At 59.9% G+C, this 24,338-nt stretch carries 23 protein-coding genes and 1 tRNA gene; 15 read left to right on the top strand and 9 right to left on the bottom strand.

All coding sequences use genetic code 11. The annotated features are described in order from the left end of the window. Nucleotides 1–223 precede the first annotated feature (223 nt). Nucleotides 224–1,207, bottom strand: a complete 984-nt coding sequence (locus AC1RR3_RS00120) for a helix-turn-helix transcriptional regulator (RefSeq protein WP_492818136.1) — start codon at nucleotides 1,205–1,207, stop codon at nucleotides 224–226. 359 nt (nucleotides 1,208–1,566) lie between these two features. Here AC1RR3_RS00120 and AC1RR3_RS00115 point away from each other — a divergent pair, with 359 nt between their 5' ends. The 7 genes from AC1RR3_RS00115 to AC1RR3_RS00085 all read left to right on the top strand — a co-directional run bounded on the left by AC1RR3_RS00115 (nucleotide 1,567) and on the right by AC1RR3_RS00085 (nucleotide 8,611). Continuing rightward, complete coding sequence (locus tag AC1RR3_RS00115) at nucleotides 1,567–2,904, top strand: ABC transporter substrate-binding protein (RefSeq protein ID WP_492818134.1); 1,338 nt, start codon at nucleotides 1,567–1,569, stop codon at nucleotides 2,902–2,904. Between the two features lie 18 nt (nucleotides 2,905–2,922). Beyond that, nucleotides 2,923–3,696 (top strand): ABC transporter ATP-binding protein, encoded by a 774-nt coding sequence (locus AC1RR3_RS00110; protein ID WP_492818132.1) that lies wholly within the window; start codon nucleotides 2,923–2,925, stop codon nucleotides 3,694–3,696. Continuing rightward, nucleotides 3,693–4,403 (top strand): ABC transporter ATP-binding protein, encoded by a 711-nt coding sequence (locus AC1RR3_RS00105; protein ID WP_492818130.1) that lies wholly within the window; start codon nucleotides 3,693–3,695, stop codon nucleotides 4,401–4,403. Before AC1RR3_RS00110 ends, AC1RR3_RS00105 begins: the two co-directional genes overlap by 4 nt. A 3-nt stretch (nucleotides 4,404–4,406) precedes the next feature. Beyond that, on the top strand, nucleotides 4,407–5,285 hold the full coding sequence (locus AC1RR3_RS00100; RefSeq protein WP_492818128.1) for a branched-chain amino acid ABC transporter permease: 879 nt from the start codon (nucleotides 4,407–4,409) through the stop codon (nucleotides 5,283–5,285). Further along, nucleotides 5,282–6,331, top strand: coding sequence for a branched-chain amino acid ABC transporter permease (locus AC1RR3_RS00095; protein WP_492818126.1), 1,050 nt, complete (start codon nucleotides 5,282–5,284; stop codon nucleotides 6,329–6,331). The genes AC1RR3_RS00100 and AC1RR3_RS00095 overlap by 4 nt, the downstream gene beginning before the upstream one ends. After that, nucleotides 6,306–7,379, top strand: a complete 1,074-nt coding sequence (locus AC1RR3_RS00090; protein WP_492818124.1) for a phenylacetaldoxime dehydratase family protein — start codon at nucleotides 6,306–6,308, stop codon at nucleotides 7,377–7,379. The genes AC1RR3_RS00095 and AC1RR3_RS00090 overlap by 26 nt, the downstream gene beginning before the upstream one ends. A gap of 143 nt (nucleotides 7,380–7,522) precedes the next feature. After that, on the top strand, nucleotides 7,523–8,611 hold the full coding sequence (locus AC1RR3_RS00085; RefSeq protein WP_492818122.1) for a carbon-nitrogen hydrolase family protein: 1,089 nt from the start codon (nucleotides 7,523–7,525) through the stop codon (nucleotides 8,609–8,611). A 240-nt stretch (nucleotides 8,612–8,851) separates the two neighbouring features. Here AC1RR3_RS00085 and AC1RR3_RS00080 read toward each other — a convergent pair whose 3' ends face one another. Both AC1RR3_RS00080 and AC1RR3_RS00075 read right to left on the bottom strand, forming a co-directional pair. Continuing rightward, entirely contained in the window at nucleotides 8,852–9,937 is a 1,086-nt protein-coding gene (locus tag AC1RR3_RS00080) for an ROK family transcriptional regulator (RefSeq protein ID WP_492819742.1), read from the bottom strand. A gap of 54 nt (nucleotides 9,938–9,991) precedes the next feature. Continuing rightward, entirely contained in the window at nucleotides 9,992–10,657 is a 666-nt protein-coding gene (locus tag AC1RR3_RS00075) for an SGNH/GDSL hydrolase family protein (RefSeq protein ID WP_492818120.1), read from the bottom strand. A gap of 427 nt (nucleotides 10,658–11,084) precedes the next feature. On the opposite strand from AC1RR3_RS00075, the gene AC1RR3_RS00070 reads away from it, so the two are divergent. The 5 genes from AC1RR3_RS00070 (at nucleotide 11,085) to AC1RR3_RS00050 (ending at nucleotide 16,255) form a co-directional block, all read left to right on the top strand. Beyond that, entirely contained in the window at nucleotides 11,085–12,071 is a 987-nt protein-coding gene (locus AC1RR3_RS00070) for a substrate-binding domain-containing protein (protein WP_492818118.1), read from the top strand. A gap of 79 nt (nucleotides 12,072–12,150) precedes the next feature. Then, nucleotides 12,151–13,653, top strand: coding sequence for a sugar ABC transporter ATP-binding protein (locus AC1RR3_RS00065; RefSeq protein ID WP_492818116.1), 1,503 nt, complete (start codon nucleotides 12,151–12,153; stop codon nucleotides 13,651–13,653). Nucleotides 13,654–13,669: 16 nt separating this feature from the next. Then, nucleotides 13,670–14,611 (top strand): ABC transporter permease, encoded by a 942-nt coding sequence (locus tag AC1RR3_RS00060; protein ID WP_492818114.1) that lies wholly within the window; start codon nucleotides 13,670–13,672, stop codon nucleotides 14,609–14,611. A 4-nt stretch (nucleotides 14,612–14,615) separates the two neighbouring features. After that, the gene (locus AC1RR3_RS00055; RefSeq protein WP_492818112.1) at nucleotides 14,616–15,560 is read left to right on the top strand and encodes an ABC transporter permease; all 945 of its coding nucleotides are present in this window, start codon (nucleotides 14,616–14,618) and stop codon (nucleotides 15,558–15,560) included. Between the two features lie 11 nt (nucleotides 15,561–15,571). After that, nucleotides 15,572–16,255, top strand: coding sequence for an SGNH/GDSL hydrolase family protein (locus AC1RR3_RS00050; RefSeq protein ID WP_492818110.1), 684 nt, complete (start codon nucleotides 15,572–15,574; stop codon nucleotides 16,253–16,255). A gap of 292 nt (nucleotides 16,256–16,547) precedes the next feature. Here the strand turns inward: AC1RR3_RS00050 and AC1RR3_RS00045 are convergent, their stop codons facing one another. The 5 genes from AC1RR3_RS00045 to AC1RR3_RS00025 all read right to left on the bottom strand — a co-directional run bounded on the left by AC1RR3_RS00045 (nucleotide 16,548) and on the right by AC1RR3_RS00025 (nucleotide 21,361). Then, complete coding sequence (locus tag AC1RR3_RS00045; protein ID WP_492818108.1) at nucleotides 16,548–17,816, bottom strand: tyrosine-type recombinase/integrase; 1,269 nt, start codon at nucleotides 17,814–17,816, stop codon at nucleotides 16,548–16,550. Between the two features lie 822 nt (nucleotides 17,817–18,638). Further along, nucleotides 18,639–18,818, bottom strand: coding sequence for a hypothetical protein (locus AC1RR3_RS00040; RefSeq protein ID WP_492818106.1), 180 nt, complete (start codon nucleotides 18,816–18,818; stop codon nucleotides 18,639–18,641). A gap of 211 nt (nucleotides 18,819–19,029) precedes the next feature. Further along, nucleotides 19,030–19,104 (bottom strand) — tRNA-Val (locus AC1RR3_RS00035). A 158-nt stretch (nucleotides 19,105–19,262) separates the two neighbouring features. After that, a complete protein-coding gene (locus tag AC1RR3_RS00030) occupies nucleotides 19,263–20,555 on the bottom strand; it encodes a hypothetical protein (RefSeq protein WP_492818104.1) in 1,293 nt (430 codons plus the stop codon). Nucleotides 20,556–20,755: 200 nt separating this feature from the next. Next, on the bottom strand, nucleotides 20,756–21,361 hold the full coding sequence (locus tag AC1RR3_RS00025; RefSeq protein ID WP_492818102.1) for a DUF1134 domain-containing protein: 606 nt from the start codon (nucleotides 21,359–21,361) through the stop codon (nucleotides 20,756–20,758). Between the two features lie 139 nt (nucleotides 21,362–21,500). Here AC1RR3_RS00025 and AC1RR3_RS00020 point away from each other — a divergent pair, with 139 nt between their 5' ends. Beyond that, nucleotides 21,501–21,986, top strand: coding sequence for a YHS domain-containing (seleno)protein (locus AC1RR3_RS00020; RefSeq protein ID WP_492818100.1), 486 nt, complete (start codon nucleotides 21,501–21,503; stop codon nucleotides 21,984–21,986). On the opposite strand, the gene AC1RR3_RS00015 is transcribed toward AC1RR3_RS00020, so the two are convergent. Continuing rightward, the gene (locus tag AC1RR3_RS00015) at nucleotides 21,980–22,807 is read right to left on the bottom strand and encodes a 3'(2'),5'-bisphosphate nucleotidase CysQ family protein (protein ID WP_492818098.1); all 828 of its coding nucleotides are present in this window, start codon (nucleotides 22,805–22,807) and stop codon (nucleotides 21,980–21,982) included. The genes AC1RR3_RS00020 and AC1RR3_RS00015 overlap by 7 nt on opposite strands. Before the next feature lie 246 nt (nucleotides 22,808–23,053). Here AC1RR3_RS00015 and chpT point away from each other — a divergent pair, with 246 nt between their 5' ends. After that, a complete protein-coding gene (chpT, locus tag AC1RR3_RS00010) occupies nucleotides 23,054–23,707 on the top strand; it encodes a histidine phosphotransferase ChpT (protein WP_492818096.1) in 654 nt (217 codons plus the stop codon). A 197-nt stretch (nucleotides 23,708–23,904) separates the two neighbouring features. Next, nucleotides 23,905–24,338: Hpt domain-containing protein (locus AC1RR3_RS00005; RefSeq protein WP_492818094.1), on the top strand; the 434-nt coding region annotated here is incomplete at its 3' end.

Below are 24,338 nucleotides of genomic sequence, written 5' to 3'. Positions count from 1 at the left end.
CCTAGCAGGATCTGAGTAGGCTGCCGACCGAGAGGTGCGCTCCAAAGGCTCACTATACCGAAGCGACCTAATCCTCCAACCTCCGAACCTTTTGTGCGATCCCGTTACAAATGCCGGTCGCGGTAGGCTGCGCATCGTGCATCCCCTGTGGCCTGGTGCTACCGGGAGTTCCGCCGAAGCGGACCGAGCTCTATCAGTAGCGCACGTTGACCATCACCCGCGTTTAAGCTTGGGTTTCGGCGTGTAGCGGGGCCGACGCCAGCAAGTTCGAAAGGGCGGCCCTCGAATGGACACCGACCTTAGCGAGGATGTCTTGTGTGCGATTGCGAACGGTCGCCGGCGAAAGCGAAAGGCGGGCTGCAATCTCCTTGTGCGTTCGACCGGCGGCAATTTCCGTAGCGATCTGGCGTTCACGTTCGGTCAGCTGATCGCATGGGCCCGCAGGACGCAGATTCAGCAATCTCAGCGGCCGCCCGGAAATATGCGCGGTCTGCTGCCAACCAACGGCGATTCCGGACTTGGCAAGGTGGAGTTTCCGGGCTGGCGAGAGAGGGTATCGGAACTCAGTGGGCAAATATCCGCGTCGACATCGCGGAAAATGACGCTCAAGCATACGAATGGCACTCTCCGATCCGATCAGTATCCTGTCCTCGTGACTAGTCAGCAGCATGCCGTTCTGATCGTTCTTCACTCCGCATCGCGACATCGCAACGCGCACATGGTCGAGTGCGCAGCGAAGAAACTCGATCGCGTCGGTATTGAGCGGAAGCGAACGTCGACCGCTTCGGTAGGCCGAGATGAACATCGAAATAGGACTGCTGCTCGGCTTGGATACCACCACGGCCGCCTTGTCGATCGCGAACCGATCACAGAATGCAACCATTCCGTCGGAGTTTCTTGTTCCGTGGCGATCGTAAACGGCACTCGAACAGCGGTTCAGCAAATCCTGAGCAAGAATGTCTTCTTTTCGAATCGTCCACCAGAACTGCTCGAAGTTCTGTGGCAGATTGCTCGTGATGCTGCTGCAGCAGTGAGCCGTGTCGCCCGTCAGATCGAGCCAGCCAGCCCAGCTGGAATCGACGCCTACAACCTCCGTCAGTTGCGGCACGCTCCACTGAAACAACTCGAGCGAATTCAAATTCTTCTCTTGTTCGCCGAGAGACAGAACGAACTGGCTCAAAGCTTGAACGTAGCTTGGCCGCTCCATGGCGATCTCCACTCAGGGTAGTCTACACATATTCCCCAATTGCGCTTAGCTGCCGTTACGGCACGGCTTCTCATACTATGCGCAGGTAGGCCCTAACGCCACTGGTCGAGAGGCCAAGCAAGGAGTGTGCCAAGGTGTGTGTTAGCGCGCGCAGCAAGACGCTTGGCTTGAGCTAGCCTGGCTCCGTCGGCATCGCGAGAGCCGGTCCGAGAAAAGGTGCGATGTCGCTTCGGGTTTTGCGCGAAGGGATGCATTTGCATCCTGTGCAGACTTTTCCGATCCCATAAGCTCTGACGTCGCCTTGTTAAGGGCAGGCTCGTTCTCGAGTCACCACGGTCGGAACAATCGAAATTGGGGGAATGACATTGATGGTGCGCGCGCCAGACAATTGTAACGGGTCTTCACGCCGGTCGTTTCTGACAAGTGCTGGTCTTGGCGTGGGGGCTGCACTTGCAACCCTGAACCAGGGTGCTCAAGCGCAGAAGGCCGAACCGGTGATCGTCGGCTGTCCCTTGCCGATGACGGGCATCGTGGCTGCGGACGGAATTGAGTTTCAGCGCGGTGTGCAGATGGCCGCCGATGAGATCAATGCGCTCGGAGGCATTCTTGGTCGCCCGATCAAACTCGCATTCGCGGACACGGCGTCCGGTGGCGACGACGTCATTACCAGCGCCGCCCAGCGTCTCATCGACAAGGACGGGGCGAGCGTCTTGATCTCGGGGTACAATCTGGGATCGCAAACTGCTATTCAGGGCGTCGTCGCGGAAGCTTCTATCGTGTATTTGCATGCCGACACCGCGAGGGCTCACACCGACCTGATCAGCAAAGATCCCAAGAAGTACTGGGGGTCGTTCATGTATTGCCCCTCGGAGCTGCACTACGGCTACGCTTATCTGAATTTCATTCAGAGCCTGGAAGCTACTGGACAGTTCAAGCCGTCCAACAGGAAGATCGCGCTGATTACCGGCCCGATCACCTATTCGATCAACATTGCCGAGGCGATCAAGAGCAAGGCCGTCGAGGCCGGCTATGAAGTATCTCTTTTCGAGCCTGTGCAGGCTCCGACCACCGAATGGGGGCCGACGCTCGCGAAGATTCGTAAGGATCCCCCCGGGTTCGTTGTGGTCACGCACTTCTTCCCGCAGGATCAGGCGCAGTTCATGATCCAGTTCCTCACAAACCCGACCGATAGTCTCGTTTATTTGCAGTATGGCGCGTCCCTCGCTGCATTTCGTGACATCGCCGGAGACGCCTCAAAGGGCGTTCTTTATGCGACCAACATCGGTTGCCTGCAGGGCGACGTCAGCAACCAGTTTTCCGAGGCGTATATCAAGCGTTTCGGCGACAAGGCTTCCCCCAACTCGGGCGGGCAGACGTACTCTGCGCTGCATAAATACGCTGTCTCTGCCGCAGTAGCGGGAGGAGCAGGCAAGCCTTACGAGGAGGAACAGAACCGTAAGATCGCCGACCGCATCCGCACGATCATCTACCGCAGTCCCATGGGCGCACTGCGACTGGATCCCGCGACGCAATCGGCCTTCAGCTACCCGGTACAGACAAACGATCCGTCGCTCGGAATGCCGCTCATCTACAGCCAGATCAAGGACAAGACGAAGAGCGGAGTTCTGATCGCGCCATCTCCCTATGACCGGGAAAAATTCGAACTGCCGCCCTGGATGAAGAAGAGGCAAGGATAGCGACGAGAGCGTCAGCCTGTGACGAAGATCGGCAAGCCGCTTCTCGAATGTCGTGATGTTGAAAAGCACTATGGAGCGCTCGCTGCCGTGGCGGGCGTGAGTCTTGCTGTGCAGCCCGGAGAGACGATTGGAATCGGGGGGCCAAATGGTGCAGGCAAGACGACGTTCTTCGACACGATCTCCGGGCTGACCTCGGTTTCTCATGGGCAAGTGATTTTTGACGGACATGCCATAACGGGTGTGCCGCCGCATCGCCTGTTCCATCGTGGTCTGGCCCGGACGTTTCAGGTCCTGTCGGGCTTTGGCAGCCTCACGGTCTTCCATAACATGCTGGCTTCGGTGGTGTTCGGCTCGCCCAAAGCCGGAACGGCTTTGTTGTTCAACCGCTCTCAACGCGATCAAGCGATGTGCGCGCTCGAAGAATACGGATTGAGCGACTTGGCAAGCTACCCCGTTGCTAATATTCCTGCCCTGGCGCGCAAAAAACTCATGGTGGCTACTGCGGTCGTGCATCGCCCGAAGCTCCTGCTTCTCGACGAACCCGTAGGCGGGCTGCTTCCACCCGAGGTGGATGAATTCGCCGAGGTGATAAAGTCGCTGCGGCAAACCGGAATTTGCATCGTCTTCATCGAGCACGTGATGCGTTTTCTCACCTCGGTTGCGGATCGGGTGCTCATCATGCACCAAGGCAAGCTGATCTTCGACGGACCACCGGAAGGCTTCGCCAAGGACGGGCTTGTCAGGTCTGTATATCTCGGCTCGGAAAGCGTGGACGGTCAAGGCCAGTCATGAATCCACTGCTTTCTATAACGGAACTGGTCGCAGGCTACGGCCAGTTGCGGGTGCTTCAGGGCGTAAGCATGGACGTCTTCCCAGGAGGCATCACGGCGATCATCGGCCCCAATGGGCACGGTAAATCCACCCTTTTGCGGACGATCGCGGGTCTCACGCCGGCCTGGTCCGGCGTCGTGCGATTTCAGGGGAAGGAGTTGCCGAAGGGCGCGCCTAACCGAGCGCGCGAGGGGCTCGTGCTCGTGCCGCAGGGCGACCAGCTGTTCATGGGCATGACCGTGGAAGAGAACCTTCTGATGGGCGCTTATGTCCGCAAGGATGGGTCTGCCATCAAGCGTACACTTGCCGAAGTCTACGCGCTGTTTCCTCGGCTTCTCGAACGCCGGAACCAGCGTACGAACAGTCTTTCCGGGGGCGAGCGCCGCATGGTCGGCATCGGCCGCGGAATCATGGCCGAAGCGAGATTCATGATGATCGACGAGCCGTCTCTCGGCTTAGCGCCATTGATCATCGAACAAATCTACGACGCGCTCAGGATTCTCACAAAGGGCGGACGATCCATCATGGTCGTGGAAGAGAATCCGAGCCGAGTCGCGCTCGTTGCTTCAAAGTTCTACCTGATCGACGGCGGCCAAATCGCGTGGCATGGAAACGCGGACGATCTAGCTGCCTCGGGCAGCCTGCTGAAGACCTATCTTGGAGGATGAACGTTGGATGCGATCCTTCAAATCGTCATCACGGGTCTCACGCTAGGGGCGATGTACGCCCTGGCGTCCGTGGGTCTCGCCCTCACGTACGGTACGATGGGGATGTTCAACATGGCCCACGGCGTCTTCATGACCGTCGGAGCCTATGCGGCATATGCTGCCGTCGCATATTTCGGCTTTCCGTTTCTGGTCGCTCTTGCGATGGGACTTGCGTCCGGCGCTGCGATCAGTGTGGCCATGCACCTTCTGATCGTGCGCCATATGCTCAAATCTGATGGTTTCGAGATCAACATCATCGTCGCGACGGCAGGTGTTGCCATTCTGTCCGAAGACCTCGTTCTCAAGACCTTCGGAGCCTATCCGTTCAGGCAGCCTCTCCAGATCGACGGTACTTTCCGCGTCGCGGGACTCGCGGTCACCTATCAGTCGATTGGAATACTTGCCGTTGGAACTGCGCTCATCGGGTTGATGGCATGGACGCTGACCAAAACGCGATTTGGCCGGGCCATTCGCGCGACAGCGATGAATCGCGAGGCCGCGATGCTGATGGGCGTGAAATCTGATCTGGTCTATCTCCAGGTTCTGCTGATCGCCGGCCTGCTGGCCGCGGCCGCCGGCATCATGATTTCTTCGCTCGCATCACTCTCGCCCCAAATGGGTGCGAACCCGCTCTTGAGGGCGTTCGTGATCTGTGTCGTCGCCGGCCTCGGCAGCACCACGGGCGCTGGCGTGGCAGCTGTCGGCCTCGGCCTTCTCGAGGCGGCGATCCAATATTTTTATGGCGTGCGCTACGGCTTTCCGCTCATGCTCGCGCTTGTGATCGTCGTTCTCATCTGGAGGCCGGCCGGGCTGTTCGGGCAACAAGAAGTGGTCCGGTCATGAACCGTTTCGGCGAGATCCAAAGACATCTTTTGCGTGCCCTGCTACTGGTTCTACTGATTGCAGGCTTGCCGCTCGTCACAACGCAGCGCTATTTCCTAGGCGAAGTCGTCGCCTTCATGCTGTGGACCGCGGTCGCGATCCAGTGGAACGTGCTGATGGGACACGCCGGCGTGTCGTCGCTTGGTCAGATGGTTTTCTTCGTGTGCGGATCGTACACCGTCGCGATGCTCGGTTCATATCTCGGCGTGTCGCCCTGGCTCTCCATACCGCTCGGCGCGCTAGTAGCGGCGGTGGCCGCGCTCGTGATCGGCATCGCCTGCCTGCGGCTCGCACCCGCTTATGTTGCGCTGCTGACATTTGCCGCCGGCTTCATGATTTATACTCTGATCAGTTCCGCGTCGGATTGCTACATCACGACCGGCGGCAACTGTCTTTCCTTCTGGGGCGGCACGAACGGCTTCTCCCAGTTTCCGGATTTCGGATTCAGGCAATGGTTGAAGGGCAACTGGCTACTGGGAAACTATTACACCGTTCTGGCCGCGTTCACAGTCTCTCTGGTCGCCTCGATTGTGGTTATTCATGGTCGGTTCGGTCTGGCATTCCAGGCGATGAGCGATAGTGCAATCTATGCAGCAAGCCGCGGCATCAACCGCACGCGATTTCAAATCTTGGCCTTTGTCGTTACGGCATTCTTCACGGGCATGATCGGCGGTGTTCATGCCGCGCATTTTCGCTATACCGGCACGAGCCTGCTCGAATTGTCGGCGACAGTATTCATCCTCGCGATGGTCATCGTCGGCGGGCTGAAGTCCACATGGGGGCCGGTGCTCGGCGGCGCCTTCATGATGACATTGCTAGAAGTGGCGAAGAGCCTCGGCGGAGTGCGCAACACCGTGATGGGTTTCGTCCTTGTCTGCTCGATTCTGCTCCTGCCTAAAGGACTGGCGAGCGCCGGCGCGATGACGCGCGCCGCGTTGGGCGGCAGAAAGACTAACGCGCACAGCGTCATTGGAGGCAAGAATGACAGACAAGCAAAGAGCGCTTGAACCGAACATCCCGGAGCATCTGCGCGTGCCACGAACCCGTGCGCTCGGGGCGCCGCTCGATTTTGTTCCGCACAGTCCGAACTATTCGGCGCGCTTTGCCACGTCGGTCAGGTCCATCCCCATGGCCTTCCTCGGCGTCCAGAGCAAAAATAGATGTGCCGAGAGTGAGCGGGCCGTCGCTGCGATCACAAAGCAGTTGTCCGGAGAGGACGCTCCGAAGTTCTGGGATCAAGCGAACTACCAGGATGAGGCAGGCTATTTCACGACTATTCTCGTCGGCTACTGGGACGACCATCAGGCTTATCAGCGTTGGCAGGAGGCGAAACCTGAAGACTGGTGGCGTCCTGACGCCAGTCTGAATGGTGCGCTCGGCTTCTTTCGCGAGTGTTATACGCCTCGCGTCGAAGACTCGGAAACCACGTTTTCGCATCCTCACCCGGAGGGGTATGCGAAGATCGCCGACCACATGAGCGGCGACACTGATACCCATGGATATTGGGGCAGCGCGCGCGACCGGATCCCTAGGGCGCAGATTGACGCGCTCGAAGCCGGAGGCAGCCCAAAGGCCGTGTCCACCGTACACAACGCGACATTGGGGTTTCATATGGTGATCGTGCCCCATGACAACCTGTGCTTGCTGCGATCGGGGCAGGACTGGTCCGAATGCGGCGACGAAGAGCGGAAATTCTATCTGGAGCAGGTCAAGCCATTCCTTGACGCAGGCATGACGCAACTCGGCGACAAAGGGATGGGTTTCGGCTGCTACTTCAACCGCTACATGAACGTGGTTGACGGTAATGTGAGCCCCGAGAAGACCTACAGCCTCAGTGCTTGGCGCTCGCTGGCGGAACTCGAATCCTGGTGCAAGGGCGGTGACCATCTCAGCATCTTCGCTGCCGGCATGAAGCACTACCACACGGCCGGGCATGCAGCGAGGCTGCGCCTCTATCACGAAATGACCGTCATCAGAGCTAGAGACCAGGCGTATGAGTATTTCAACTGTCATCCTCGAACAGGAATGCTGAACGCAATTCAACCGCTGCCCTAGCTTCCCCCGTTTCAACGGCGACCTCGTCGCGAGGCGTGGAGTCCACGGCTTCTCGTCAACAATTAAGAACTCGTCGTCGCCGGTCGTAGCCGCGATGATGAACGCTCAAGAACACGTTAGTCTTCGCCAAAAAGGAGAAGGAAATGCCAGCCGCAAGAAAGATCGTCGGAGCCGTAGCTCAGATCGCTCAGGTGTTTTTCGACACCCAGACAAATCTTCGCAAGGCGATCACTGCAATCCACAATGCGGCAAAGCAAGGCGCGGATATCGTCGTCTTCGCCGAATGTTATCTAGGCCAATATCCGTACTGGGCCCAGTTTTACAACAACTCGGCCAAGAACTTTTCGAAGGTGTGGACGGCGCTGTATGACGGAGCGATCACCGTCGGCGGTGACGAATGCCGTGCCATCGCGGCGGCGGCGAAAGAGGCCAAAATCCATGTCGTCATGGGTTGCAATGAGTTGTCGGATCGGGCCGGAAGCGCAACTCTGTACAACAGCTTGCTGTTTTTTAACCGAAAGGGCGAGTTGATCGGACGGCACCGCAAACTGATGCCGACGCTGCACGAGCGGCTGATTCACGGCTCTGGCGACGGAAGAGATTTGAACATATACGATACCGATATCGGCATGTTGGGCGGACTGATTTGTTGGGAGCATCATATGTCGCTCTCGAAATATGCCATGGCAACCATGGGCGAAGAGATCCATGTGGCAAATTGGCCGGGCATGTGGCGCTCTGGAGATGCGGAAATGGGCGAGAGAACCATCGAAGCTGATCTGGGGGCGCCGTTCGTTTGTGATGCCGAGTTTGCGGTACGTGAATATGCGGCGGAAACCGGAAGCTTCGTTCTCAGTGCATCCGCATATTTTCCGAAGGAGAATATAAGCGATGAGTGGCGCGAAGCGATTCCTAATCTTCAGGCGCATTGGGCTGTGGGTGGAGGCTCCATCGTGGCACCGGGGGGATCGTATCTCGTCCGGCCCGTCCTCAACGAGGAGAAGATCATCTACGCCGAGCTCGACTTCAATCTCAGGCGCCTCTGGAAGGCGTGGATCGATCCGCTCGGCCACTATTCGCGTCCGGATGTCTACAGCCTGCAGCTGCACGATATTGCCGGGCGTGAACATTCGTATCCGGAGTCTGGACTGAAGCGCGCTCCGACGAATCAGCCACTGTGGGTGTATGTGTCCGATGAGGATGCGTCGAAAGTCGGCCGAGCGGCCAACTGAACAATGCCGGCTGACAGTTGACGCTGCAATTGCTTGCACAGCAGCCGGGGTTGTGTCTCGTGGACGAATCTTCAGCGAGAAGTCAGCTTTCTTGGCCGCCAGGTCAGTGAAGCTGAATGGTTTGATGATCAACTCCACGCCCCCCTGCCGAGGCGCGCCATGACGGATTATGGTATTGCGGGCAACCTACGGAACCTTTTGGCGCTCCGCATTAGGCTAGGAAAGCGAGCGCGATTGATTCTACTGGACCATGAAACGGGAGTGGTACGGTAGGCTGGCGGCACCCACGGCTTTTGGAGCAATCGAGTTGGAGCCGAACAGAAAATCCACGTCAGGCAGTTCTTCGTGGAGATGCGAGCAGAGGTCTTGCCCGAGACGAGTTGGCGCGTAGCTTGACACAACGACGGACTTGAAGCTTACAAAGCGTAGAAGCGATCGAACCGATCCGATGATCATATGGCTGCATGTGCGTCGCCACCGGTTATAGAGGTCATCGGCTGCCGGTGGCAATGTGCCGGATCCGATTGTATCCAGCGCAAGGCCGTGTTCCTCCAAACTTTTCCGCAGCCGCAACAGCCCGATATCATGACTTAGGTCGGTCCTGCCGCTGTTAATCTGGTAGTTCAGGATCAAACGGCTATGCAGGCGAGATCCCAGGTAGAAGAAGAGAAAGTCCGAGAGTGATCGCGCAGCCCCAAAAAGGCTCTCGCCACCCGCCGCTGCCGTTATGTCGTTCTGGATGTAAGCGGAAAGTTTCAGCTTGCCTTCGATGCTGGCCTGTAGCTCTGCTAGATCGCGGCCCAATAGTGCTTTAAGGTGCTGGCTGGTGCTCGCTTCATCCGGCACCGCCAGTCCAATGCCAGCGACCCGCGCTCGGCTGGCCGGAGGAAGTGTCAGGAGTCCTTGCTCGATCTTTGCAGCAAGCCCAGCTGGGGACATCTGAAGGGTAGGATAGGGGTGTGCCGCGTGATATTGAACCTGTCCGACAAAATCGATGAGCGCAACGTCGGCGGCGCTCTCCCCAAAGCTCACGCCGACCGAAAACGCTCCCTTTGGATTGAGCGACAGCGGGATGGCGGGTGGACCGACACGACCGCGCTGCGCCTCGCCTCTCGAAACGAGACCCTCCTGCTCGAGTGACCGGACAATGACGGAAATGGTCTGTGCGGACAGGCCCGTCGTCTCACCGATTGCTAGTCGTGAAATACCGGTGTTCTGCAACAACAACGAGAGCACCAGGCGCTCATTATAGCTTCGTACTGTCGGCGCATTCAGGCCGCTCGCCCGATCTGCGATCCGCAGCGGGTTGGGGGGCGCAAATCGCATGTCAGGCAAGGGAAGTGCTCCTCATATCAGAAGAACTGTCGAGCGCGGTTGCCATCAACGCGTGCGCTCAACAGCAGGCCAGCCGATTGCCTCAACTTCCTGCGCCAACGCGGCTCCAAGCGCCCGATGCGCGTCCGCGTTCAGATGAAATCCATCGGCTTCATCGCACTGACATACAGAGCCGGCGTTGAAGAAGTGTACTCCGAGGGAGTCCGCCATGATTTCGAATTCGAGGGCCAATTGCCGAGATTTCTCCGGCGCACCAGCGAAGATCGATTTCCACTCCTTGATGTCGTCAAGAATTGGGGGAGGAGCGACGATCATGATTTCAGGCACGCCCCCTCCAGGCCCCGGTGACAGTTCTCTCAGATCGTAAATGAGGCAGCCGATACCCATGGCAACCTCCGATGCCGGCTTGTTGAACCTCACCTTGAGATCGTTCGTCCCGAGCATGATGATCACGAGATCAAGGACGGTATGACTTTGCGCGCATGGGCGCAGATAAGTCCGCCCGTTTTTATGTGCTCCTTCGATGGGGTCATCGTGGACGGTCGTTCGTCCGCTCAGTCCTTCTTCGATGACATACCAGGACGGTCCGAGGTCAGACTGCAGCACGCCCGGCCACCGCGTATGGCGATCGTAGCGCTCCAATGGTCCCTGTCCCGGGATTTGGCCATGGGTATTAGAGTCGCCGAAACATAGTATCGAGCGGATCGCCATGGTTCTGAATCCTCACGCTTTTTGCGCTGCGCATCATTGTTCGCCCATGACCCAAACTGCAACGCCTGAATTAGTCACTCATTATGAATAACTATTGACGGCCGCAAAAGAGCATGTTTTTGTTGGGCTCGCTGGCAATGCCGAGAGAGCTTGTCAGTCTTTGGGAGGTTAGGCGCGCCAAGGGCGGGGAGTCTTCGTCAAGAAGAGCTGACCCACCATTTGAAATCGCGCCAAGCTACGAACGTCGCAGGCCTGCGACGGGCGTGCGGCGACTTGCGCCCTTCTCCTCCCAAGGCAAATGAATCAGCACATACGTGCGGTGGAGGAGGGAAGTTTGATGCGCCAAGGGATGAGAACACTCGGTCTCGGGTTTATGGCCGCGGTCTGGCTAAACGTGGGTGCGGCTAAAGCACAGGAGGTTAACCTCATGCAGGGCGTCGCACCGCGCCCGGGCGATGAGCGGATGACGGCCCCGAACCAATTCAAGAAGAATGGTCCGTGGAAGATCGGCATGAGCCACTTTGGCGTGAACGCCAACACTTGGACCGTCCAGATGGCTCACGACGCGGAAGCCGCGGTGCAGTTGAACAAGACAATTGGTCAATTCATTCTGCTGGACGCCAACCTCAGCCAGGCAAAGCAGGTTGCAGACATTGAAGACCTGATCGCGCAGAAAGTCGACGCAATCATCGTGACGCCCGTCACGCCCACGTCTGCCGACGCTGGCATCGAAAAAGCTGTTGCGGCGGGCATTCCCGTCATCGTGCATACCGGTCTAACGGAAACCGGCAAATACACGGTCGATATCCAGGGCGGTGGTGTTCATTTCGGAAAGGTGATGGGAGACTTTCTCGTCAAGCAGCTCGGCGGAAAAGGTAATATCTGGGTTCTGAGAGGATTTCCCGCGCACCCGGAAGACATCAACCGCTACAAAGGACTCTTGGAAGCGATCAAGAGCACTGACGTCAAGATCATCGCAGAAGACGCCGGCAAGTGGCAATACGATGTTGGCAAGCAGGTCTGTGAGACCTTCTATCTCAATAATCCGAAGGTCGATGGCATCTGGTCATCGGGTGCCGATATGACCCGCGCCTGCGTTGACGTCTTTCAGCAGTACGGCGCGAAGATTCCGCCGATCACGGGCGAAGGCAACAATGGCTTCTTCGCCAGGTGGATCGAACTCGGATTTCCCTCGATCTCGCCGGAGTACGGTCCTGAGCAGGGGGCTGCCGGTGTACGCGCCGCCGTCGCCCTTCTGGAGGGCAAGCAGCTCCATAAGCGCTACATCTACGAGCCTGAAGGTTGGGATATCGAGAAGGCCAAAAAGAACTACCGCAAAGATCTCAGCGCAAACGTCTGGTTTCCAACCAGCCTGACCGAGCAGGATCTGCAGAAATACTACGGCAAGAAGTGATCCTGACGCAGCGCCGGGCTACGGCAATGCAGCTTCGGCGCTGCGCTCCCCTCCTCCAATTTGCGTTCGGGCCCAGGCAATGACGGTACAGCCGCTTGTCCAGATGACATCGATCTCGAAATCCTTTGGGGGCATCGCCGCGCTCAGGAGCGTCGATTTTCAACTGCTGCCTGGATCGGTTCATGCCCTCATGGGCGAGAACGGCGCCGGTAAGTCTACCCTAATGAAGATCCTGGCAGGCGTCGTTCAGGGCGACAGTGGTCTGATCCGTAAGAACGACCAGATCGTCCGCTTCCAATCGCCCCGCGAAGCGCTCGACGCGGGCATCTCAACCGTTTTTCAGGAGCACTCGCTGCTTTCCAATCTCTCCATTGCCGAGAACATGTATCTCGGCAAGGAGCCGCTCACGAGGCTCCGCAATGTCGACACGGCGCTGATGGAGCGAAACGCGCGGGATACGTTATGCGGCCTCGGCCTGAACTTCGATCCCGCAACGCTTGTCGGAAACCTTTCCATCGCCGAACGGCAGTTTGTCGAGATCGCACGTGGGATCTCCGCGCGCGCGGATATCGTCATTCTCGACGAGCCGACGGCGGCGCTCAATGCGGCCGACGTCGAGGTCCTCAACTCACATATCCTCGCGCTCAAGAAGCAACAGAAGGCGGTCGTCTACATCTCTCATCGCATGGAGGAGATATTCAAGATTTGCGATACGATCACCGTGCTGAAGGATGGACAGAACGTCGATACCGTTCCGGTCTCGGCGATCACCCCCAAGCAATTGATTGCGATGATGGTCGGGCGGGAGCTGACCGAGCTGTTTCCGCCGAAGCCGGAACGAGCGGAGGGTGAGGTTGTCCTTTCGGTCGAGGGCCTTCGGCTGACACCGGACGCCACGCCCTGTTCGATTTTCCTACGTCGCAGAGAGATCATCGCGCTTGCAGGTCTTGAGGGCCAGGGCCAGCGCGAACTTGTCCGGTCCATCGTCGGGCAATACGCCGCGTACGAAGGCAAAGTCCGCGTCAAGGGAAATGAGCTGCCACTGCCGCTTGCAAAAGACGTTGGGATCCGCCTGTTGCAGGCCCTTGGCGTGAGTTTTGTGCCGGAAGACAGGAAGCTCGAAGGTCTCTTTCTCGACCTCTCTTTGGCGCACAACCTCACGATTGGTCTGCATAGCCAGCACTTCGAACTGGCGCCGGCGGGCAGTCATCGCGACGTCATCGCAAATTCGATCAAGAGCCTGTCTATCAGGGCCGCAAAGCCTTCGACGCCGGTCGGGAATCTTTCGGGTGGCAACCAGCAAAAGGTTCTACTTGGACGCTATCTAACCCTTGGCGCCGACATCCTCCTCATTGAGGAGCCGACGCGTGGTGTCGATGTAGGCGCAAAGGCCGAGATCTACAAGCTGCTTCGGAACTACGTAAATGCTGGCGGGGCGGTTATCGTCCTGTCACGAGAGACGCTGGAGCTGATCGGTTTGTGCGATCGCCTCTATGTGATTCACGACATGCATGTCGTTGCGGAGATGCCTGCGGCGGCGGCCACCGAGCACGCCATTCTCGAAGCTGCGCTGCATCGTTGAACGGGGAATGGCAGAAATGACGAAGCTTGGTCACATCATTCTCAGATCCAATTCGCGCCATGGGCTTTGGACGATCCCGCTGCTGATCGCAGTTTCCGGCTGTGCGGGTTTGACAGCCTTGACGGCCGACTTCGCGAGCTGGCAAAATATTCTCAACCTCGTTGCGCAGGCAGCACCCCTCATTCTCGTTAGCATTGGCCAGATGATCGTGATCCTGGTCAGGGGGCTGGATCTCTCAGTCGGGGCCGTCGTCAGCCTGACAACCGGAATTCTGTCGCTGAATGCTCCCGTTTACTTCACGCTGCCCGGCGCGATTGCGATGGCCGTTGTCGTTGGTCTTCTTAATGGTTTCTCCGTAACACGGCTCAGGGTGCATCCCATCATCGCAACCCTGTCGATCATGGGGATCACGCAAGGGGTGGCCATGCTCATGCGTCCAACCGCCGGTGGCACGGTTGCGCCCGAGATCGTATCCCTTGTGAATGGGCACGTGTTGGGCATCTACATGCCGGTACTCTGGACCATCGTTGCGGTCCTGGTCGCTTGGAAAATCGTGCACGGGTCTCGCTTGGGATTGCACCTCTTCGCGATCGGCGGGGGTGAAACCGCTGGCACCTTCGGCATCGCAGAGCAGCGCAACATCATCACAGCCTATGTTTTGAGCTCCTGCTTCGCCGCGATCGCCGGAATCTTCCTCGCCGGCCGCATCGCATCAGGCGACCCCAACATTGGCGCGCAATACGCGATCGACTCGATCACGGCCGTGGCGCTCGGCGGAACGCAGCTCGCTGGCGGCATTGGCAGCGTCCACGGCACAATCATCGGCTGCACGCTACTCGCCCTGATTGCCAACGGCATGAATCTTCTCAACGTCTCCGCGTTCGTTCAGACGGTTGTGAAGGGCCTGATCCTTCTTGTCGTCATCTCGCTTCAGCCCCGCAAGAACATCGGCCTGTAGACCCATGACCTCGCGCTCGCCTCTGTTCCGTATCGTTCTGCGTATACCTCCCTCCTATGTTGTCTTTGTCGTGCTGCTCGTCACCCTCTGGGTACTGCGACCGAACATGATGAATGTCTCGATCCTCGGGACTTTCGCCCGACAGGTCGTGCCGCTCGGAATCGTCGTTCTCGGTCAGATCCTCGTGATCTCCTCGCGGTCAATCGATCTGTCGGCCGGCGGAATCATTCTGCTCGTCAATTACATGATTTCGTCGGGGTTACTCTACGGCTGGCCGTTCTTACCTGTCGTTCTGCTCTGTCTTGGTTTTGGACTGATCGTTGGCCTCTTGAACGGTCTTCTTATCGGCAAGCGGCGGGCATCGGCCGTTATCGTCACGTTGGCCGTGAACATAGTCCTGGTCGGATTGGTCGAATATCTCGCGAACGGCAAGCCGCCCGGCGACGTTCCGACTTACTTCCGCGATCTCTACAACACCCGTTTCTGGACAGTGCCAGCACCGGTGATCTTCTGGGTCATGCTGGCCGGCGTCACGAGCGCATTCCTCGGCACGTCCGTGTTCGGCCGCTTCGTTTGGTCGATCGGCAGCAATCCGACCTCCGCCCATTTCTCGGGTGTGCCGGTGGAACGAACAGTCGTCGTTGCGCACACGATATCCGGGCTGATGTTTGCCGTGGCCGCACTCGTTCAGACATCTTCGATCGCCGTTGGAAGCGTGCGGTTCGGACCTGAACTCGTCATGAATTCGATTGCCGCAACGATCCTGGGCGGCGTGGTGTTCGGTCGGCCTGCCGAGGTGTGGGGCCCCTTCTTCGGCGTCCTCTGTTTTGGGCTGCTGTTCGTGGTCATGACGACGATGGGCGTGCAGGAGCCAGGTAAGCTCATCGTCCAGGGGCTGATCATCCTGCTCGCCGCGATCTTCTACGGCGTACGTTCCAAATCCAACTAAAAGAGGTGCCGATGACGAAACGTATCTTGTGTTTTGGAGATTCGCTTACCTGGGGCTGGGTTGCGGTCCCGGAGGGATCGCCAACGACCCGGTTTCCCTATGCGGAGCGATGGACGGGCGCCATGGCAGCGAAGCTAGGACCAGGCTACGAGATTATCGAGGAGGGGCTGAGCGCACGTACGACATCGATCGACGATCCGGCTGATCCGCGACTGAATGGATCCGCCTATCTTCCATCAGCTCTTGCAAGTCATCTTCCGCTGGATCTCGTCATCATCATGCTCGGGACCAACGATACCAAGAGCTATTTCCGCCGCACGCCCTACGAGATCGCGGTCGGTATGTCGAAGCTTGTGGGACAGGTGCTCACTTCGGGCGGCGGAGTAGGAACCGTGTATCCCGCGCCCAAAGTGCTCGTCGTTTCGCCGCCTCCACTCGCAGCATTGCCGGACCCGTGGTTTCAGGGAATGTTTGAGGGGGGGCACGAGAAGACCATCGAGCTCGCCGGCCAGTATAGAGCGCTCGCCGCTTTCATGAAGGTCGAGTTCTTCGATGCTGGAAGCGTGATCTCAACCGATGGGGTGGATGGAATTCATTTCTCCGCGAAAAACAACGCTGACCTTGGAATGGCGCTTGCTAGGAAGGTAGCGGATTTGTTTGCCGCCACCACCAAACGCGAGAGGGCGTTAACGTAGTCTGCATCTACACCAGACATGGCGCCTTCGCCTGAAAGGGCCGGTTGTTATCAGCCGCATTTGCGAATTGCGTCGCGGCGTCGCCGCGTGCGCTCCGTGGTCCCGCAAGGGACGTTCCTCCCGAACTGGTCATGGACTTCCATGACCCGAGCCCGCACCTCTTGTGAGGTGCGGGCTTTTTTTGGCGCGGGGAGTGCCATGGAAAGCGGACCGGCTGGGCCATCGATACCGTCAGAATTCAAGTCGCATACGAATGGCCAGTAGTGCTGTAGGCTGTAAGCGGATGCTCAGCCTACGTGCCGCGCTTGATCGGCCTTACCTTCTTGGGATCGAGCCAGTGATCGATCCGATCAGCCCAATGCTGCATCAGCTTCGTGCGCGAGCCAATCCGCGCGAGCGGTCCGTGCTTCTTGTAGAGCCCTTCCACAGTCGAATTATCGAGATGCGCGAGCTGCAGCTCGACGACATCGCCATCCCATGCCTTGGCGTCCTTGATCTCTTCGTGGTGAGACAGGGTCGAGAAGGTGGTCCGGAATCCGTGGGCACAATGATCAGTCTTGGTGTCAATGCCAAGCAGCCGCAAGCGCTTGTTGAGCGTGTTGTTTGATAGCGGCGCGTCCTTCGAGCAGGAAAAAGCGTACCGGCGATGGCCGGTCAGCTTCTGGACGCTGCGCAGGATTGCGAGTGCCTGCCGTGACAAAGGCACGACATGGTCCCAACCGGTCTTCATTTTGGCGGCTGGAATAGTCCAGCGTTCGGCATCCCAATCGACCTCGCTCCATTCCATTTCATTGACCATGCCGGGGCGGGGAATGGTCAGCGCATCGAAGCGCAAACCAAGGCCAACAACGTCACTAAACCTCGCTCTTGTCCACGGTGCGCTGATGAGCTTGAAGACGCGCGTCACCTCGCGTGGTTCGGTAACGCCGGGACGCGGCGTCGAAATGTTGGCAATCATCTGCCCATTCAGGTTGCGGAATGGATTGTAGCCGTCGCCTTCGACATCGGCATAGTTGCAGATTTGCTCACCGATGCTGCGCACGCGGTCGCGGGTTTCCAGCTTTCCCTTGGCTTCGTATGAACGCAGGAAAGCGAGCACGTCTGGACGCTTGATGTCCTGCCTACACAGCTTGCCGAAGCGATCCTTGACGTAGCCGACACGCAGCTCAAGGACTTCGATGGTCTTGGGGTCGCGCACCGCGACGATCCTGCCGCGTTTGACTTTCTCCACCTTCTTCTTTGCGAGCCACTCGTCGGCCCATTGCTCGAAAGGCCGGGCGGCCGCCTGCCTGGGCTTGACGAGCTGCTTCTCGGTGCTCGGGTCTTTGCTTTCCTGGAGCAGGTCCTTGGCCTTGTCGCGCTCGCGCCGCGGTCGGCGAGCGAGAACGTGCCATCCTTGCCGTTGCCGTAAGGGCCGATGGAGTAGGTTTTCTGACGGCTGTGGAAGCGGTAGCCCATCCGCCAGAGCTTGGAGGCAGCGTTGCCAGGCCTGCTCTTGTCCGGCGTGACGAAGAGATAAAGGCCGCCGCCGGTCACGTCGGAAATCTTGGCGGGACTCCACGCGCCTTTGTCGAATTTGGGTCGGGCGGTGCGGCAATCAACGTCGGTCTTGATCTGCTTGGGGTTGGCGCACGCACCATCGTTCTTGCGGGCCATCTGCTCAATTCCCTTCGTTCGGAATAGCGAAAGTCGCCGCGAACGTTTGTTCTTCCGATACCAACAAAAATACCAACAAATCGGACGGCTGGGATCGGATGAGAACAAACGGTGACGAACACCGATGTACGCGGAAGGGCCTATTTTTCATGGGTTTCCGAGCACGGCGCGGACGGTTGCGAACGCTTTGGAACGGGCTTGAACAGCCTAGTTGGTGCCCCTGGCCGGAAAACGTGTTTTCGGAGACGTTGATCTCGCGACGATGAAATCCCGCGACTTGGCCAAGAGCGCAAAAGCCGCCCGGCAACCGTCGGCGACTCTGTTGCAACCCGCGTCCAGGCCGCGGCATTTCCGCCTCGGATTTCAGTGAGAAGTGATGGCAATTTGAGACAACTTCAGGTACTCCCATCGGTGACCGGGGCGTCATATACCCTCGGAGCCGCGGCCAGGACAAAAGCCGCACCGCTCGTTAGCCGGACAACGCGTCGTACCGGACGACTTGGGACCGAAAGCCTCACGACTTGTGACCGATAGCCACAAAGAATGCAGGCATCGCGCGGTGCCGAAAACACTGAAACCGCTTGGTCCAAGCCCTCCAACCAGAAGGAGAAAGCTTGTGAAGATAAGCCTTTCAATAGATCCGGGCGTGGCCATGGCCATCCTGTATCTCCTAGCAACCACCCTCTAAACGAGGGGAGCCCGCACACCGGCCGATGTGCGGGCTCAATCATTTGCGCCGCAGATTTCTCAGATCCTCTTTTTGCGAATGATACGCTTTCTTCTTCGGCGGTCCCCGACGCTCGTCGCCAGCGCGGACGGCTTCGACAATTTCTGTGCGTAGCTTGACGATCGCGTCCGAATGCTCGTCCAGGTCGCCCTCGTACTCGAACATCTTCTGCTGCTTCATCGAGGGCAACGCGACGGATCTCGCGACCCCTGCCAGCGCTCGAACGACTGGCTTGGCCGAACCGAAATTTCTGGGTGATCACACGACGATGGTCGGAGGACGCGCCAGCTCAGCATTTTTTTGAACTTGATGTGCCCCTGTTGTGCCCTAGCTTTTTCGGGGCACATGGTGGGGGAGCTAAGCCACTAAATAATTGAATACAAAGAGCGAATGGTGGGCGCACAAGGGATCGAACCTTGGACCTCTCCCGTGTGAAGGGAACGCTCTCCCGCTGAGCTATGCGCCCGGGACCATCATGCAGGCGGCCGACTTTCGGCCGGCCGGTGCATTGGAGCCCGCGATTTAGAAGTGCGGGCCGAAGGTGTCAAGTTTCGAGGCGCCTTAAGAAGCTGAAAACCTTCCATGGGCCACGCAACCCGGCTGCGGGCCCGCGTTTTGGGCGGCCTACGCGCCCTGCTGGCGGGCGCGGGAGGCGTGGGCCTGGAGCGCACGGATGCGCTCGGCCAGCGTCCCGCCGCCCTCGGGCAGGCTGGCCGCGCCATTGGTCGCGGCGTCCTTGGCCGGGCGCGGCGCCGGCTTCGGCGGCTGGCCGGCCTCGGCCGCAAGCAGCGCCTCGATCGGCGAGTTCGGGCCTTCGAGCTGCATCGCGAGCTTGGCCACCTCGGCGGCGATGTCGTTGATGCGCTCGCGCAGCAGCGCATTCTCCATGCGCTCGGTCGCCCAGGAGCTTTCCGCCTGCTGCTGGATCGCATTGATGTCGCGCTGAAGCTTGGCGCGCTCGTCGCGGGCCGTGCCGAGCTGCTCCTCCAGCGCGGTCTTTTCCGCGCGGAGCGTTTCGAACGCGGCCGAGGACTTGCCGCCGCTCAAGCCGGCGATCTCGACGCGCAGCTCCTTGATGATCCGCTCGGAGCCCTCATTGGCCTGGCGAAGCTGGTTGTTCTCGTAGTCGCGCTCGGCGAGCAGCTTGCCTTGCGTGGCGAGGCGTCCCTCTAGGTCGGAGACGCGGCCCGACAGCATCTCGGCCTCCTTGACCTGCACGATGAGCTGGCGGTCGAGGTCGGTGACGCGCTGGCTCAGGTTCTCGACCCGGCCGCGGGCATCGCCGAGCTCGCGCGAGGCGGTCTCGGATTCGGTACGCTCCTGCGCCAGCCGCGCCTGCGTTGCGGCGAACTCCTTCTCGGCATCGCCGACGCGATTCTTCAATTCCTCGATCTGCGCGCGGACCGCGACCAGCTCGACCTGGCGGCTCTCCGCCATCATCGAGCGGTCGGACAGCTCGGAATTGATTTTTGCGAGCTCGCCCTGCTTGTCGCTCAGCGCAATCTCGGCCTCGCGCAAGGATGCGGTCTTGGTGTTGAATTCCTCTTCGGTAGCGCGGAGCTGCTCCTTCACCGCCTTTTCGCGCGCCTCGAGCGCGAAGATCGTGGCGTTTTTCTCGCCGAGCTCGATCTTCATGCGGTTGATGGCGTCGCTCTTCTTGCCGAGCTCGGCGAGCTGGCTCGTGGTCTTGTTCTTGAGCTGGTCGACGCTCATTTCCAGCCGGCGCGCCGACATGGCGAATTCGGCGCGGAGCTGGTCCTTGTCGGCCTGGATCTCGGCCATCGACAGCGGCGTCGCGGCCTCGAGCCGGCGCGTGGTCAGCCGCACCGCGCGGTTATGCACCAGCGGCACGATGGCAAGCCCGCACAGCATCGAGAGCAGGAAACCGATCGCCAGGTACATGATCGGCTCGACCATCGTCCAGAACTCCAGGAAACAAGGAAAAATTTACCAAAGAACAATGCATGGCGGGCCGGCAAAAAGCCAGCCCCGCCCTGTTGTTAACGTGAATCCGGAACTGGACCGGAGGAGGGGACCCTAGAGCATGATCCGGAAAAGTGCGCAGCGGTTTTCCGGAAAGATCATGCTCAAACAACAATCTAAAGCGCGATCGCGCTTTAGAACGGGTTCCAGGTCGCGCGCGGCGTGAATTTCAAATAGCCGATATTGGCTCCGAGCCGCAGGCCGAGGCCCGAGCGGATCGGCACCAGCACGATGTTGTTGGCGGTGAGCGCCGTCATGCCGAAGCCGCCGATGATATAGGCCGAGCCGTCGAGGCCGGCGAAGCGCTGGTAGATCGCGTTGGTGGCGGGCAGGTTGTAGACCAGCGTCATGGTGCGTGCGCCGTCGCCGCCCCAGTCGAAGCCGAGCGAGGGGCCCTGCCAGTAGACGCGCAGGTCGCCGGCGTTCTTGGTGTAGAGCGTGCCTTCGCCATAGCGCAGGCCGGCGACGAAGGCGCCGGAGCCTTCCTCACCCAGGATATAGCCGTTCGGCAGGCCCCATTGGCTGACCGCCTTCTCGATGATCGAGGCGAGCCCGCGCGAGACGTTGCCGAAGAAGCGGTGGCCGGCGGTGACGAGTTCGTCCGGCCCGTAGGTGTTGGGCGTCGGGGTCCGCTGCGGCGGCGGCAGATTGGGCGGCGGCGCCTGCTGGGCGGATGCCGGCACGATCCAGCCGACCATCGCGGCAAGCGCGAGCGCAGCAAGGCGTGATGCGAAAGTCATAAAAGAACCCCTGGTATCGAATCCGGTCGCTTCCTTAACCTGACGCCAACAGGCACGGCTCTAGGTTGCGCCGGATGTCCCCTCGACTCGGATGTTATCCGCAGCAACTATGACGGCACAACGGCAGGAAGATAGCCCTTTGCGCCCCGGAATTGCCTTGATCGGCCTCCTGGTCAGCCTGCTGGCGGGCATATGGATGGCCTGCTCTTGGTTGCCGGCACAGGCTGCCACCACCGAGCGGATCGTCGTCAACCGTTTCAGCGGCGTCGCCATCGAGGGCTTCGACCCCGTGGCTTATTTCGTCGACGGAACGGCCGCGCAGGGTACGGCCGAGTTCGAGGCCAACCTCTGGGGCGCGGTCTGGCGCTTCCGCAACGAGGGCAACCGGGCCTCGTTCCTGGCCCATCCCGAGATCTACGGACCGCAGTTTGGCGGTTATGACCCCGCCGACATCGCCCGCGGCGTCGTCATCGCCGGTAATCCCCGCTTCTTCGCCATCGTGGCGCAGCGGCTCTATTTGTTCAGCCGCGAAGCCAATCGTGACGCCTTCGCCGCCAACCCGGACCGCTTCCTCTACGAGGTCGGCAAGCGCTGGCCGGCGCTTCAAGAGCAGCTCAGTCAGTAGCAGCCTACCGCCTGCGCGTCGCCCCAGGCGATGAAGTCCGGGATGATGAAGCCGGTGTCGCCGCGCTGGCCAAACAGAAGCTCACCGCCGTTGCCGTCGGTGACCTTGCCGCCGGCCGCGGTCACCACCGCGCAACCTGCGCCCACGTCCCATTCGCAGGTCGGCCCAAAGCGCGGATAGATGTCGGCGCTGCCTTCGGCGATCCGGCCGAACTTGACCGCCGAGCCGCAGGTCTTTCGCTCGGCATTGGGCCTGTTGTCGATGAACGCTTCGCTTCTGGGATCGCCGTGCGAGCGGCTCACCGCGGCGATCCAGGGTGCGCCCGGCGTCGGCAGCCTGCGGGTGTGGATCGGCTCGGCGGCACCGATGGTCGCGCCGTCAAACGTCACGCGCTCGGCGCCGCGGCCGACGATGCCACGCCAGAGCAGCCCGAGCGCGGGCGCGCTGACGATGCCGAGCAGGGGCACGCCCTGGGTGATGAGGGCGAGGTTGACAGTGAACTCGTCGCGGCCCGCGACGAATTCCTTGGTGCCGTCGAGCGGATCGATCAGGAAGAAACTGTCACGGAACGGCGGCGCGGCGAGCTGGGTCCGCTCTTCCGAGAGCGTCGGGATGTCGCCCGCCAACTGAGCCAGGCCATCCGCGATGATGCGGTCGGCGGCAAGGTCGGCCTCGGTCACCGGCGAGCCGTCCTGCTTGCCGTCGACCCGCATCGCCCCGCGATTCACCGCGAGGATCGCTTCGCCCGCCTTCAGCACCAGCGCGGTGAGGGGTTCCATCAAGCTGGATGCGGCCTCGGCTTCGATGATCCTCACCTGCATGCCTCATTCATCGGCAAGTCTTCCATCGGCAAGTCTTCCATTGGCAAGTCTTCTCCGCTCAAAGTCTCGCCCCTCTCGGTTGCTTCGCCCCGACTGATTCGACTGGGCCTTTATGGCCGCTTCGAACCTATCGCAAGCTAGCTGCCACAGGCTGGCGAATGTTAGAACCTGCAGCATCCGTCAAGCATGCGTGATTCGCGGCGTCCAGCGCCGTGCAATTCCAGGAACCCCCCAGGACCCCTTTATATGTCTGACGCCTCGTCGCCCGCGACCGCCAATGCCCCCGATATGCTCGAACTCGCCGCGCTGCTGTGCTCGCGGGTCTGCCACGATCTGATCAGCCCCGTCGGCGCCATCGTCAACGGGCTCGAAGTGCTCGACGACGATCCCAAGCCCGAAGACCGGGAGTTCGCGCTCGACCTGATTCGCAAGAGCGCCAAGACGGCCTCCGCCCGCCTCCAGTTCTGCCGTCTCGCCTTCGGCGCGGCGGGCTCGTCCGGCGCGCAGATCGACCTTGGCGATGCCCAGACCATGGCGCGCGGCCAGATCGAGGACGGCAAGTGCTCGATCACGTGGAATCTGCCGCGGCTGTTGCTGCCGAAGAATCGCGTCAAGCTGCTGCTCAACATGCTGGTCGTTTCCCAGCACACGATCCCGCGCGGCGGCATGCTGACGATCGATCCGATCGGCGAGGGAGAGACGATGAGCTTCCGCATCACCGCGACCGGACATAATGCGCGCCTGCCGCAGAACATCTCCGAGCTGCTGAGCGGCGAACGCGGACCTGCCGCGGATGCGCACGCGATCCAGCCTTATTATACGCGGCTGCTCGCGCAGGCCTGCGGGCTCACCGTGACGCTCAAGCTGGAGGGCGAAGCCGTCATCGTTACCGCTTCGTAAACGCCCGCATCGCGCTTCAGACGTTAATCTATTCTTTACGAGGCGCTTCGGCTTGTCCGGAGCGCCTTATCTCTTTGTTGGTTCCGTTCTTTTCCACATACTCAACCATTATTAAACGCTTTGCGGTGAAGCTGGCCCCATTCCGAAATGGCGCATCACACCTTGTGCGCGCCCTCCCTGTATGAAGGCCTGTTTTCATGGATGATCTGTTGCGGGAGTTTCTGACGGAGACCAGCGAGAGCCTGGACACCGTCGACAATCAGCTGGTGAAGTTCGAGCAGGAGCCGAACAACGCCAAGATCCTGGATAACATCTTCCGCCTGGTCCACACCATCAAGGGTACTTGCGGCTTCCTCGGCCTGCCGCGGCTTGAAGCGCTGGCACATGCCGGCGAGACCCTGATGAGCAAGTTCCGCGACGGCATGCCGGTGACGGCTGGCGCGGTGACGGTGATCCTGGCCTCGATCGACCGCATCAAGGAGATCTTGGCCGGCTTAGAGGCGACCGAAGCCGAGCCTGAAGGCACCGACCGCGATCTCATCGACAAGCTGGAGGCGATGGTCGAGCAGGGCATGGCGGCGATGTCAGGCTCGGCGCAGCCGATGCCGGCCGCCGAAGCGCCGCCGCTGGT

The sequence above is a fragment of the Bradyrhizobium sp. GW821-FHT13H05 genome (genome assembly GCF_058804065.1).
Note: the sequence above shows the minus strand (reverse complement) of the source record. Positions and strands in the feature narration are given on the sequence as shown.